This is a genomic window from Corallococcus macrosporus DSM 14697 (genome assembly GCF_002305895.1).
Taxonomy (GTDB): Bacteria; Myxococcota; Myxococcia; order Myxococcales; family Myxococcaceae; genus Myxococcus; species Myxococcus macrosporus.
This window is the reverse complement of record NZ_CP022203.1, coordinates 471,588-483,026: the sequence shown is the minus strand read 5'-3', so window position 1 is coordinate 483,026 and position 11,439 is coordinate 471,588. Positions and strand designations below refer to the sequence as shown.

12 protein-coding genes and 3 tRNA genes are annotated in these 11,439 nt (G+C 71.6%); 7 read left to right on the top strand and 8 right to left on the bottom strand.

Features of this window, described 5'->3' with window-relative positions:
- Window positions 1–2: 2 nt before the first annotated feature.
- The 4 genes from MYMAC_RS02075 to MYMAC_RS37130 form a co-directional block, all read right to left on the bottom strand.
- Window positions 3–78 (bottom strand) — tRNA-Pro (locus tag MYMAC_RS02075).
- A 10-nt stretch (window positions 79–88) separates the two neighbouring features.
- A tRNA-Leu gene (locus MYMAC_RS02070) sits at window positions 89–162 on the bottom strand.
- Window positions 163–173: 11 nt separating this feature from the next.
- Window positions 174–245: transfer RNA gene (locus tag MYMAC_RS02065), tRNA-Gly, on the bottom strand.
- A gap of 96 nt (window positions 246–341) precedes the next feature.
- Window positions 342–491, bottom strand: coding sequence for a hypothetical protein (locus MYMAC_RS37130; RefSeq protein ID WP_170114694.1), 150 nt, complete (start codon window positions 489–491; stop codon window positions 342–344).
- A 158-nt stretch (window positions 492–649) separates the two neighbouring features.
- Between MYMAC_RS37130 and MYMAC_RS02060 the strand changes: the two genes are divergently transcribed.
- The 3 genes from MYMAC_RS02060 (at window position 650) to MYMAC_RS02050 (ending at window position 4,434) form a co-directional block, all read left to right on the top strand.
- Entirely contained in the window at window positions 650–2,008 is a 1,359-nt protein-coding gene (locus tag MYMAC_RS02060) for a hypothetical protein (RefSeq protein WP_095956839.1), read from the top strand.
- Window positions 2,009–2,149: 141 nt separating this feature from the next.
- Complete coding sequence (mgtE, locus tag MYMAC_RS02055; protein WP_095956838.1) at window positions 2,150–3,475, top strand: magnesium transporter; 1,326 nt, start codon at window positions 2,150–2,152, stop codon at window positions 3,473–3,475.
- Window positions 3,476–3,519: 44 nt separating this feature from the next.
- Window positions 3,520–4,434, top strand: coding sequence for a DUF6929 family protein (locus MYMAC_RS02050; protein ID WP_095956837.1), 915 nt, complete (start codon window positions 3,520–3,522; stop codon window positions 4,432–4,434).
- 23 nt (window positions 4,435–4,457) lie between these two features.
- On the opposite strand, the gene MYMAC_RS02045 is transcribed toward MYMAC_RS02050, so the two are convergent.
- Both MYMAC_RS02045 and MYMAC_RS02040 read right to left on the bottom strand, forming a co-directional pair.
- Complete coding sequence (locus tag MYMAC_RS02045; protein ID WP_013936441.1) at window positions 4,458–5,363, bottom strand: tetratricopeptide repeat protein; 906 nt, start codon at window positions 5,361–5,363, stop codon at window positions 4,458–4,460.
- On the bottom strand, window positions 5,363–5,653 hold the full coding sequence (locus MYMAC_RS02040; protein WP_043709534.1) for a hypothetical protein: 291 nt from the start codon (window positions 5,651–5,653) through the stop codon (window positions 5,363–5,365). The genes MYMAC_RS02045 and MYMAC_RS02040 overlap by 1 nt, the downstream gene beginning before the upstream one ends.
- Window positions 5,654–5,857: 204 nt before the next feature.
- Here MYMAC_RS02040 and MYMAC_RS02035 point away from each other — a divergent pair, with 204 nt between their 5' ends.
- From MYMAC_RS02035 to MYMAC_RS02020, 4 genes are all read left to right on the top strand, one after another.
- A complete protein-coding gene (locus MYMAC_RS02035) occupies window positions 5,858–6,685 on the top strand; it encodes an SDR family NAD(P)-dependent oxidoreductase (RefSeq protein WP_095961440.1) in 828 nt (275 codons plus the stop codon).
- 290 nt (window positions 6,686–6,975) lie between these two features.
- Complete coding sequence (locus tag MYMAC_RS02030) at window positions 6,976–7,923, top strand: alpha/beta fold hydrolase (protein ID WP_095956836.1); 948 nt, start codon at window positions 6,976–6,978, stop codon at window positions 7,921–7,923.
- Between the two features lie 41 nt (window positions 7,924–7,964).
- Window positions 7,965–9,011 carry a sensor histidine kinase gene (locus MYMAC_RS02025; RefSeq protein ID WP_095956835.1) on the top strand — a complete coding sequence of 349 codons (1,047 nt, stop codon included), beginning with the start codon at window positions 7,965–7,967 and terminating at the stop codon, window positions 9,009–9,011.
- Window positions 9,008–9,730, top strand: coding sequence for a LytR/AlgR family response regulator transcription factor (locus MYMAC_RS02020; RefSeq protein WP_095956834.1), 723 nt, complete (start codon window positions 9,008–9,010; stop codon window positions 9,728–9,730). Before MYMAC_RS02025 ends, MYMAC_RS02020 begins: the two co-directional genes overlap by 4 nt.
- Before the next feature lie 6 nt (window positions 9,731–9,736).
- On the opposite strand, the gene MYMAC_RS02015 is transcribed toward MYMAC_RS02020, so the two are convergent.
- Window positions 9,737–10,123 carry a hypothetical protein gene (locus MYMAC_RS02015; protein ID WP_043709537.1) on the bottom strand — a complete coding sequence of 129 codons (387 nt, stop codon included), beginning with the start codon at window positions 10,121–10,123 and terminating at the stop codon, window positions 9,737–9,739.
- A gap of 228 nt (window positions 10,124–10,351) precedes the next feature.
- Window positions 10,352–11,407 carry an MXAN_5187 C-terminal domain-containing protein gene (locus tag MYMAC_RS02010; RefSeq protein WP_095956833.1) on the bottom strand — a complete coding sequence of 352 codons (1,056 nt, stop codon included), beginning with the start codon at window positions 11,405–11,407 and terminating at the stop codon, window positions 10,352–10,354.
- Window positions 11,408–11,439 lie beyond the last annotated feature (32 nt).

The following is an 11,439-nucleotide window of genomic DNA, read 5'->3' as shown; positions in this document are numbered from 1 at the left end:
AGTCGGGACGACTGGATTCGAACCAGCGACCTCGCGCACCCCAAGCGCGCGCTCTTGTCCAAGCTGAGCTACGTCCCGGAAACAACGTTGCCGCGGGCGGGATTCGAACCCGCACCCTCTGCATTCTGAGTGCAGCGCCTCTACCAGTTGGGCTACCGCGGCGTTCTACGAGAAGCGGTCGGCGGGATTCGAACCCGCGTTCACCAGGATGGCGACCTGGGGCCTGACCACTCGGCCACGACCGCATGTGCTGCGAGGACCCGGAAACGAAAGAGGCCGGGTTCCCTCGGGGAGCCCGGCCTCTGGCCTGTCATGCCACGTCGTGAGACGGGCGCGAGGCGTCAGAGTCCGGGCCATCGACCGCCAGGGGGTAGACCGGGCAGCAGCACGGGAGCGGGCAGCAGTGCGACAGGCGCGAGCACGCCGATGCCGATGACAGTGTCGTTCAAGGTGTCGGGATTCATCGGGCTCGTCTGCTTCGTCGTCTGCATGTCACCGCTCCTTTCTGGGAAGAATGACGCGCGGGAAACACGGGGCCTGACATGGCGCCACGCCTGTCACGGGCCCGGGCCCGGGGATGGAGTAAGAAGGCCCCTGGAGCCTGCGCCGCCTCCCCTGGCCGAGGACACCCGGGCGGCGTCCCCTCTCGATGAAGACCGTTCCCTGCCTGCTCGCGCTGTCCGCGACGCTGTTCCTGTCCGGGTGTGCGGACACCTTTGATGACTGTGGCCTCCTCCCGCTCCCGGGGGGCGTGGGACACCTTCCGCCCCTGCTCTCGTTGGCGGTCTCCGCGGAGCTGCACGTCCAGCCCAGCCTGAACGTGTCGTGTGATGGGACCGCCCCCCTCCAGGTCCCCGACCGCGTCACCGCGGAGGTGTTCGACCCGAACAACCGCACCGTGGACTCGGAGGCCGCGCTCACCAGCAACGGACAGGCGGCCACGGTCCGGTTCACCCCACTGACCTCCGGGCGCCACCACCTCCGCGTCGCCTTCGCCCCCGTGGGGAGCCTCCAGCAATTCGGCGCCTACGTGACGCGCGCCTGGACCGGCAGCGGGCCCACCGGGCTCTCCTTGCCCCGGTGCACCCAGCTTGACCGCACCACGCACGGCACCTGGCTGTGTGACGGCGTGGCGCGGCACGGGACGACGGGAAACACCACCGTACTCGGCACCTCTGGGCTGTCCGACGTGGCCGTCGCGGGCAATGTCGTCTGGGTGGTGGGCGAGGACCGGGTGCGCCGCTTCGTCGACACCGGTGCGGAGCTGGCACTCACGGGCTCGCTCCTGCTGAGCCAGCGCGACACGGTGACGGTCATCCAGAGCCGGCTCGCCACCGAGGATGAGCTGTGGGTGCTCGACTCGGAGCGGCTGCACCGCTTCGCCTTCACGCCGGAGGGCGTCGTCACCGGCGCCACGCCCACGCCATGGGGGCTCTCCAACCGGCTGCCCTTCGGCGCCGACATGGTGCTGGGCCTGCTCGTGCGCCTGGGCCCCGACACGGTCAGCGTCGTCCAGATGACGCCGGAGCCGGACAGCCACGCCTGCACGTACCGGCTGGGCCCAGACGGCGCCTTCGCCGCGTTGGAGGTGGCGTGCCAGCGCCTGCCAGGCGTGCCAGCGGGCATCGAGGACGGCGCGGTGTGGACCCGCGTGGACTCCCTGCTCCTGACGCAGCCAGGACAGACGCTGTACCGGTGGGCGGCGGTGGATGGCGCGCTGGCCGAACGTGGCACCCTGGTGGTGGACGCACCGCTCGAGCTGGTGAGCGCGCCCCTCCGCCCCGGCTTCGCCCTGCCCTTCATCACGTGGCGCCAGCCGCGGACCGCCTCCGCCGTGCCCGTGGCCCCCGCGTCCCAGGGCCCCCTGGGCCTGGAGCTGCTGCCGGGAAACGCGGACCTCTCCTCCGGACTGCGGACCCTCTCCCCGCGCTTCTACTGGGAGGCCGACGTGAGCCAGGGCGGCGCGGGCACGCGGGTCTACGAACGGCCCCCGTCTTCGTTGAAATAACGAGACGGTTGGGGCACACACGGAAGGAAAAGCGCGAAATGTCGCCTGCCTGCCTCTCGCGATACCCGGCCTCCGGGTGTAGAGAGGCCGGCGCGCCGCGGCACCACGCGCTCCACCCGACACGCCCGGAGGTGAGCCCTCATGACGGAAAGCCCCCAGAGCGCCGCGCTCTCCATGGAGGAACTGCACGAGGCGTGGCCCGTGCTCTCCATCGACGAGCGGCTGGAGGGCTTCCGGCTGCTTCCCGCTTCGGTGGCGGACGACTTCTTCCTGGCCCTGTCGGCGCGTGAGCAGGCGGAGCTCATCCTCCACCTGATGCCCGCCGAGCGCCGCACCTGGGTGCGCCTGCTGCCCCCGGACGACCTGGCCGACCTGGTGCAGGCGGTGGAGCCCGAGCAGGCGGAGTCCATCCTCTCGCAGCTCGACGACGCCAGCCGCCGCGAGGTCAACGTGCTGCTGGCCTACGCGGAGGACGACGCCGGCGGTCTGATGAACCCGCGCTTCGCCCGCGTGCGGCCGGACATGTCCATCGACGAGGCCATCAGCTACCTGCGCAAGCAGGCGCGGGAGAAGGTGGAGACCGTCTACTACGCCTACGTGCTCGACGCCGAACAGCACCTGCAGGGCGTGCTGTCCCTGCGCCAGCTCTTCCAGACGTCCAGCGACAAGCGCGTGGCGGACGCGATGCAGCGCGACGTCATCACCGTGTCGGAGGACACCGACCAGGAGGCCGTGAGCCGGCTGTTCACCGAGCACGGCTTCATGGCCCTGCCCGTGCTCGACGCCGAGCAGCGGATGAAGGGCATCGTCACGGTGGACGACATCGTCGACGTCGTCCAGGAGGAGGCCACCGAGGACATCCAGAAGGCCGGCGGCATGGAGGCCCTGGAGGCGCCCTACTTCGAGACCGGCTTCTTCGGCATGCTGAAGAAGCGCATCGGCTGGCTGCTGGTGCTGTTCCTGGGGCAGATGCTCACCGCCACCGCGATGAGCAGCTTCGAGGACGAAATCGCCACCGCCGTGGTGCTCAGCCTCTTCGTGCCGCTCATCATCTCCTCGGGCGGCAACTCCGGCAGCCAGGCCTCCACGCTCATCATCCGCTCGCTCGCGCTGGGGGAGATGCGGCTGAGGGACTGGTGGCGCGTGGCCCGCCGCGAGCTGCTCTCCGGCCTGGTGCTGGGGCTGGTGCTGGGCGTGGTGGGCCTGGCGCGCATCCTCATCTGGAACTCCATCTCCGGCGTCTATGGCGAACACTCGCTGGTGCTGGGCATCACCGTCGCCATCTCCGTGCTGGGCGTGGTGACGTTCGGCACCCTGGCCGGCTCCATGCTGCCGCTGGCGTTGCGCAAGTTTGGCTTTGACCCCGCCAGCGCCTCCGCCCCCTTCGTGGCCACACTGGTGGACGTTAGCGGCGTGCTCATCTACTTCACCGTCGCCAGCCTCCTGCTGCGCGGTACGCTGCTCTGAAGCGCCGGGGCCCGTGAGGCCGCGGCTTCACGGGAGGCACGGCCATGATTCACCTCACCTCGCGGCGCACGCTCGACCTGGAGGCGCCCGTCGCGCCAGGCCGTCCGGCGCACGTCACCGCCTTGAGCGGACTGGTCCGCGCGGGCGCCTGGCTCTACACCTCCGCGGAGGAGCCGCTGCACCTGGCCGCGTTCCCCCTGACGGACGCGGCGCCCGGCCATGGCGTGGTGCTCTTCGCCAACCACCAGCCCGACGAGCCCGTGTCGCTCAAGTCAGCGCAGCCCGACCTGGAGGTCCCCTGTCTGCTGGGCCCCCTGGCCGGCGCGCCTTCCGGGGCGCTGCTGGCGCTGCCGACGGGCGCCACCGAAGGCAGGCGCCGCGGCGCGGTGGTCGCCCTGGGTGAAGACGGCGCGCTGGCGGGAGAAGCGCGGGCCGTGGACGTCACCGCGCTGTACACCCAGTTGAGCCGGGAGCTGGGCCCGCTCCGCATCGCCGGCGCGGCGCTGTCGGGCGGGCTGCTGCGGCTGTTCCAGCGAGGCAGCGGTGAGCCCGGGACGGACGCGCTGGTGGACCTGGACGCGGAGCGGGTGCTGCGAGGCCTGGAGGCCGGCGCGCTGGGCCCGGACGTGGTGCGCATGACGCGCCGCTGGGAGCTGGGGCAGGCCGGGGGCATGCGGCTGTCCTTCACGGCGGCCTCGCCGCTGAGCGGAGGCCGGATGGTCTTCTCCGCCACCGCGGGCAGCCTGGGCCCCGCGGCCACCGTGGGCGGCAGCGTCGTGGGCGTGCTGGCGCCGGATGGCTCGCCGCAGTTCCTGGACGCGCTGGAGGGCCACCTGACGGTGACGGGGGTGGACGCGCGGGTGGAGCAGGGGCGCGTGCGGGTGCTCCTGGCGGCCCTCGCCGAGGACGGCGCGGGCGCCGCGACCCTGCTGGAAGCGACGCTGGACGTCCCGGCGTAGCGCGCGCCCGGGTCCACCCCGCGTCAGTCGTGCTCGTGCGCGGCTTCCTCGGGGCGGCCGCCCACGGCCTCCAGCGACGTGCGGGCCGGACGGACACGGTCGAAGGCCACCTCGCGCTTGCCCACGCCCGTGGCGGTGGTGTTGGCGATGCGCCGGCGCGCCCGCGCGATGTAGTCCTGCACCAGCGCCGGGTCCGGGTGCGTCTTCAGCGTCTCCACCCAGGTCTCAATGGCCTTCTCGTTCTCCCCCGCGTCGGCGCGCAGCTTGCCCATCTCGAAGAGGGCGTGCGGCGCCAGCTCGGAGTCCGGGAAGCGCGTGCGCAGGTCCGCGAAGGTGCGGGACGCCTCCTGGCGGCGGCCCTCCATCATCGCGATGGCCTGGGCCTGGAGGTAGAGGGCGTCATCCACGTAGGCGCTGGTGGGGAAGCGCTCCATGACGCGGCGGGTCTCCAGCTCGCACTGCTGATAGTCGCCCAGCTCGAAGTAGAGCTTGGTGACCAGGTAGTGCAGCTCCGCGCCCTGGGGCGGGTTGAGCTTGAGGGCGGCGGTGAGCTGGTCGATGGCGCCGCGCAGGTCGCGGTAGTGCACGCGCAGCAGGTCCGCGACGATGATGCGCGCCTCGAGCGCCTCCGGGGACTCGGGGCACTGCTGGATGAGCTCGCGGTAGACGCCCAGGGCCTCCTTCACCTTGCGCTGCTCCAACCAGTAGACGTCCGCGGCCCCCTTGAGGGCGCGCGCGCGGAGCACCAGCGCCTCCGGCGAGGTGTCATGGCGAAGCGCATCGAAGGCCTTGCGGTACTCGACGAGCGCCTCGTCGGGCCGCTTCTCGAAGGTGGCGTCACGGGCCCGCTGGAGATGGTCCACGGGCTTGTCCCGGCACGCCGTGGCGGACAGGGACAACACGGCGAGCGCGAGCCGCAGGGACTTCATCAGTCGCAGGCCTCCGGCGTCACGGTGACGCACTTCGTGTCCTGACAGCGGACGCAGACCTCCACCGGCGACACGTCGGTGACGCAGACGTTGACGCGCGAGGTGCGCGGGCAGTCCTCGGACGTGACGCAGCGATAGGGCTCGCCGCCGTCACGGGTGATGTCGCTGGCCGTCGAGCCACAGACTTCCAGGTCATTGCATCCGAAGAGGCCCACCGCGATGGCGGCGAACGCTCCGCACAAGGCGCGTCTCACGGCGGCGGTTCTACCCGGATTCGTCCGCCTCGTCACTGAACCGCCGCTTGCCTGCCTGGCGTCCCGGCCACACGGTGGCAGCGGGTCCTCGATTCTGGGACAGGGATGTCGGGTGTGTCATGGAGCACCCGGAGTCATCGGCGTTGCGGGCGCTTGCGTCATGACGGCGACGGGCCCGTTCACCGGCGGGCCGCCGGGGTGATGGCGGCCATGGCGGTGGACGGAACATGCTGGACCGCCATGCCCCTTCCTCCCCGTCCAAGAGCCGTCGTCACCGGCGCGGGCAGCGGCCTGGGCCGCGCGCTCTGCGAGGCGCTCGCGCGCCGGCGGGCCCGCGTGCTCGTCGCGGACATCCATGCCGCCTCCGCCGAGGAGACAGCGCTGCGCGTCACCCGCGAGGGAGGCGAGGCCCACGTCCAGGTCTGTGACGTCACCGACCCGGTGCAGGTCGAAGCGCTGGCCGACGCCGCGGAGCGCACGCTGGGCGGCGTGGACCTGCTGGTCAACAACGCCGGCGTCGTCAGCGCGGGCCCGGTGGGCACGCTGTCACTGGCGGAATGGAAGCGGGTGCTGGACATCAACCTGTGGGGCGTCATCCATGGCTGCCATGTCTTCGTTCCCCGGATGCGGCGGCAGGGCTCCGGGCACATCCTCAACATCGCCTCGGCGGCGGGGCTGATGTACGTGCCCGACCTGGCGGCCTACAACGTGTCCAAGGCGGGCGTCGTCGCGCTGTCCGAGACGCTCCACGCCGAGCTGAAGCCCCGCGGCATCGGCGTCACCGTCGCGAGCCCCAGCGTCTTCCGCACCAACATCGGCAACGCGGGCCGCTACGCCGACGAGACGCTTCGCACCCTCGCCGTCCAGATGACCGGCACCGCGCGCATCGGCCCGGACGTCATCGCGCGCAAGCTCTTGAAGGCCGTGGACGCGCGCAGCCTCTACAGCGTGCCCATGGCGGATGCCCGCTGGGGCTGGCGCATGCGGCGCCTGTTCCCCAGCCTCTTCGTCCGCGCCATCGGGGTGATGGACCGTCGCGGCCGCGCGTGGCTGCTGCGCCGGCGCTGAGTTCCTTCACCGCGCCGGGCCCCGTTCGTTGAGGCTGCTCCGCCAGCAGCTTGCGCGCCAGGGACACCGCGAAGCACGCGCCCGGCTGCTCGCCCACGTCAGTGACTTGAAGCGCGGCTGCACGGACATGGCGCCCTGAGCCTGCCTGACGCCTCTGGAGCGGCACCAGTCACCCTGCTCGGGCGCCGCTCATCCCCACCCGGGACCGCTCATGGAGTCTTTAGAGCGTGCGTGTTCGCGGGGCGTACCTTCGTTCCACGTCACGCCCCACTTCGCCCCAGGAGCCACTCATGCTTCGTCGCCGCGTCCTTTCGTCGCTGCTCGCCCTGTCGCTGCTCTCCGGCTGCGCGTCCACGTCCGGCGCCGCGCCTTCGGGCACCACCGTCACCGAGTCCCCCACGGCCAACGCGCCAGTGCCCTTCCGGGTCGAGCGCTCCGGCAAGGGCCGCCCGGTGGTGTTCATCCCTGGCCTCGCGTCATCCGGAGAGGTGTGGAACGAGACGGTGGCGCACCTCGGGGGTCAGTACGACAGCCACGTCCTCACGCTGGCCGGCTTCGCGGGGCAGCCCGCCATCTCCGCGCCCTTCTTCGAAACGCAGCGCCGCGCGGTGGCGGCGTACCTGCGTGAGCAGGGCCTGGAGAAGCCCATCCTCGTGGGCCACAGCCTGGGCGGCGTGCTGGCGCTCGCGGTGGCCGCGGACGTCCCCGAGCGCGTCGGCGGCGTGGTGGTGGTGGACAGCCTGCCCTTCCTCCCCGCGGGCATGTACCCCGGCGCCACGGTGGAGAGCAGCCGCCCCTACGCCGACCAGATGCGCACGCAGATGCGGACCCAGTCCGTCGCCCAACGCAACGAGATGCAGCGGCGGACGATGCGCCGCTACATCACCGACGCGTCCAGGCAGGACGTCGCCTTCCGCTGGGGGAACCAGTCGGACACCGACACCGTGGCCCAGGCGATGTACGAGTTGATGACCACCGACCTGCGTCCGGAGCTGCCGCGCATCACCGCGCCCACCCTGGTGCTCGGTTCGTGGATTGCCCTGAAGGGCCAGATGCCGCGCGAGACGGTCGAGGCCGTATACAAGGGCCAGTACGCGACGCTGCGCACCGCGCGTGTCGTGATGCACGACACGGCCCGCCACTTCATCATGTGGGACGATCCGGAGGGCTTCTTCCGTGAGCTGGACGGCTTCCTCGGCGCCCACGCGCCCGTGGCCCGGGTGGAGCCACGTCCGTGAGTGTGGTGGACTCGCGCCGCCTTGAAGCAGGGAGCCCTTGAATGAAGCCCTCGTCCGCGCGCGCCTGGGCCTACGTGGCCTGCCAGGTCGGAGGCTGGGGCCTCTACGCCACCTTCAACTCCCTGCTGACGTTGCTGACGTCCAGGCCGGCGGTCTGGGCGTCCTGGTGGGTGCTCTGCTCGTGCGCGGCGCTCGTCACGCACGTAGCGCGCCGCGCGCTGCCCCTGCGGGAGTGGGCCCGGCTGCCCGTCTCGCGGATGGCCCCGCGCGTGCTCCTCACTGCGGTGGGCCTGGGGATGACCCAGAACCTCCTCGCCTTCGGCTTGAGCATCACCGTGCTGGGGCTCTTCACGCCGCGAGAGTCCTCGCTGATGGGCTTCCTCGTCAGCGGCTTCGTCTGGACGGTGATGATGACGCTGTGGCTGCTCCTCTACTTCGGCGTCCACGCGGTGGAGCACGCCCGGGCCATGGAGATGGAGCGCTGGAAGCTGGAGGCGGCGGCGCGGGCATCGGAGCTGCGCTTCCTCAAGTCACAGCTCCAGCCGCACTTCCTCTTCAACTGCCTCAACAGCGTGCGCGCCCTCATCTCCGAGGACCCGGCCCGGGCCCAGCAGGTGGTGACGCGGCTGTCCACGTTGCTGCGGTACGCGCTCACCGCCCGGGAGCGGGAGACCGTCCCGCTGGCCCAGGAGCTCCAGGTGGTGCGTGACTACCTGGAGCTGGAGGGCGTCCGGCTGGAGAGCCGCCTGCGCGTCCGCGAGGACGTGGAGCCGGGCGCCCTCGACCTGACCGTGCCCGCGATGCTGGTGCAGACGCTGGTGGAGAACGCCATCAAACACGGCGTGGCGCAGGTGCCCGAAGGCGGCGAGGTGGCCGTCTCCGCGCGGCTCCAGGAAGGCGCGCTGCTGCTGGAGGTCTCCAACACGGCCACGCCGTCCGCGCGCCCCATGGAGGGCAGCGGCGTGGGCCTCCACAACGCGAGTGAGCGGCTGCGCCTCCTGTGCGGCGCTGGCGCCTCGCTCCACCTGGACCGCACGCGGACGGACTTGACCACCGCGCGCGTCCGCATTCCCCTGGCCCTGTCATGAGAGTCCTCATCGCTGACGACGAGCGACTGGCCCGCGCCGAGCTGCGCCGCCTGCTCGCGGCGTTTCCGGACGTGGAAATCGTGGGCGAGGCCACCCACGTGGACGAGACATGCCAGCGGGTGGAGGCGCTGTCGCCGGACCTGCTGCTGCTCGACATCCAGATGCCGGGCGGGACGGGCTTCGACGTGCTCGAGCGACTGGAGGAGCCTCCGGACGTCGTCTTCGCCACGGCGTATGACGCCCACGCCGTGCGCGCCTTCGAGGTGAACGCGCTCGACTTCCTGCTCAAGCCCATCGAGCCGGAGCGGCTCGCCACCGCGCTGGAGCGCGTGCGTCAGCGCGGCCGCGCCGTCGCGCCGCAGGCCGGCCCCGGGCAGACGCGGGGGGCGCCGCTGGAGCGGGTGTTCGTGAAGGATGGCGAGCGGTGCTGGCTGGTGCAGCTCGCGCAAGTCCCCCTCATCACCTCCGAGGGCAACTACGCGCGGCTGTCGCTGGAGGGACACGCGCCGCTCCTGCTGCGCTCGCTGACCTACCTGGAGGAGCGGCTGGACCCGGCGCGCTTCTTCCGCGCCAGCCGCCAGCACCTCATCAACCTGGACTTCATCGAGGCCCTGGAGCCCGGGCCGGGCGGCACCCTGGTGGCGCGCCTGCGCGGCGGCCGCGAGGTGGAGATGTCCCGCCGCCAGTCCCAGCGCTTCCGCGAGAGGCTCAGCGTCTGAGCGCCGTCAGTTGTTGCCGCGCGCCGACTTGCCGGAGGTGAGGACCGCCTTGTCCACCGAGGCCACGCCGCTGCCCCGGCGCCTGAGCTTCCTCGCGCGGTCCTCCTGCTTCTTGTAGTGCTTCATCATCGCGACCATGTGCGGGTCGGACGACTCGCAGTGGAGCTGCGTCACCTCCCTGTGGCGACGGCCGAGCTCCTGCCACGTCTGGAGCATGGCCTGGTTCCCCAGGAGCCGCTCCTCGACGGAGTCGAGCACCTCGTCCATCGCCTCGCCTTCGGCCTCCAACGCCGCCAGGCGCTCCTGGGCCTCCTGCGAGGGCGACATGCACCCCGTGCCCAGGAAAAGCCCCATCGCCATGGACAGCCCGAGCCACACCCGCCGAATCCCCACGTCGCCTCCCGCAGTGCTCGCGCCGCCCACCGGCCGCTTCCGCGAAACGCAAGCTAGGGAGGCACCCCCTGGGCGACAACCCGCACACGCGGCGGAGGCAGTCGTTTTTTCAGCAGGCGACGATTTCCGACACTGGCGACGCGGGGGGCAGGTCGGCGGCGGAGGGGCGTGCGCACACACCCGCGTCCAGCCAACGACGTCCCCCACCCGCGCCGCGCGCGGTGACGTCTACTTCGGCACGGCCTTGAGCGACGCCTTGCCGTCCTTGATGACGACCTTGAACTCCACCGCCTTCGCGTTGTGCTGCTTGAGCAGCTCCGGCACCTGCTTGCGCAGCGTGGCGGCCACCGCGTCGTAGGACAGCTTCGACGTGTCCTCCTGGCAGCGGCGCTTCGCGGTGACGTAGGCGTCGTAGACGGCGCGCAGCTTGTCGTCCGACATGCCGCCGGAGCCACTGGCCACGGGCGGACGCGACGCCGCGGACGGCGGTGGCATCGACGCGGGCCGCGACGGCGGCGCCATGCTGCCCGGCGCCTTCGCGGCCATGCCCGGCGGCGCCACCGAGGCGGTGCCCCTGGCGGGCGTTCCACCCACCGTGGACGTCACGGCCGGCTGCCCCCGCGGAGGCGTCCCCGCCACGGGCGCCACGGAGGGGATGCCCGTCAGGGGCGCGACGGCGGGCGTGCCTCGCAGCGGCGTGCCTCCCGCCGCGGGCGTGCCCTTCGCGGGCGTTCCACCCGGGGCCTCGCGGAAGCTGTTGGACACCTGCGGCTCGTTGATGGGGCGGGGGCGGACCAGCTCCTCCACCTCCTCGAAGTCCATGTCGGAGATGTCCTCCGGCAACTCGACCACGCCCTTCTGGCCACCCGCTCCCGGGGTGGTGGCCTTCCGGCTCTCCGCGCGGCGACGGGCCTTGAAGACGTCCCGGCGGTAGGTGCCCGCTTCAATCTCCTGCAGCGTGCGCAGCCACAGCCGTTCGTACGTGAGGTACTTGTTGTACAGGCTCGCGACGCGGAACTTCGCGGAGGTGCTGCGGATGAACGCGCCCCTCAGCTTGTTCATCCGCTTCTTGAGGTCTTCGTGGGCACGCGTCGGCGCCTGCCGCTCGTTGCCCAGGAAGTACTGCTCGTAGAGGTTGCGGAGGACGGCGACCTCCGCCTCCAGGGCCTCACACTCGTGGAGGACGGCCTCGCTGGAGCCGGGGTCGGCGGGCGTGGACCTGCCGGCGGAGCTCTTCGGCGCGAAGCTCTTGGAGGCGGACTGTCGGGCGTCGGGGGGCGGCATGACTCCTCAGAGTGTCCCCAAGAGGCCCGCGC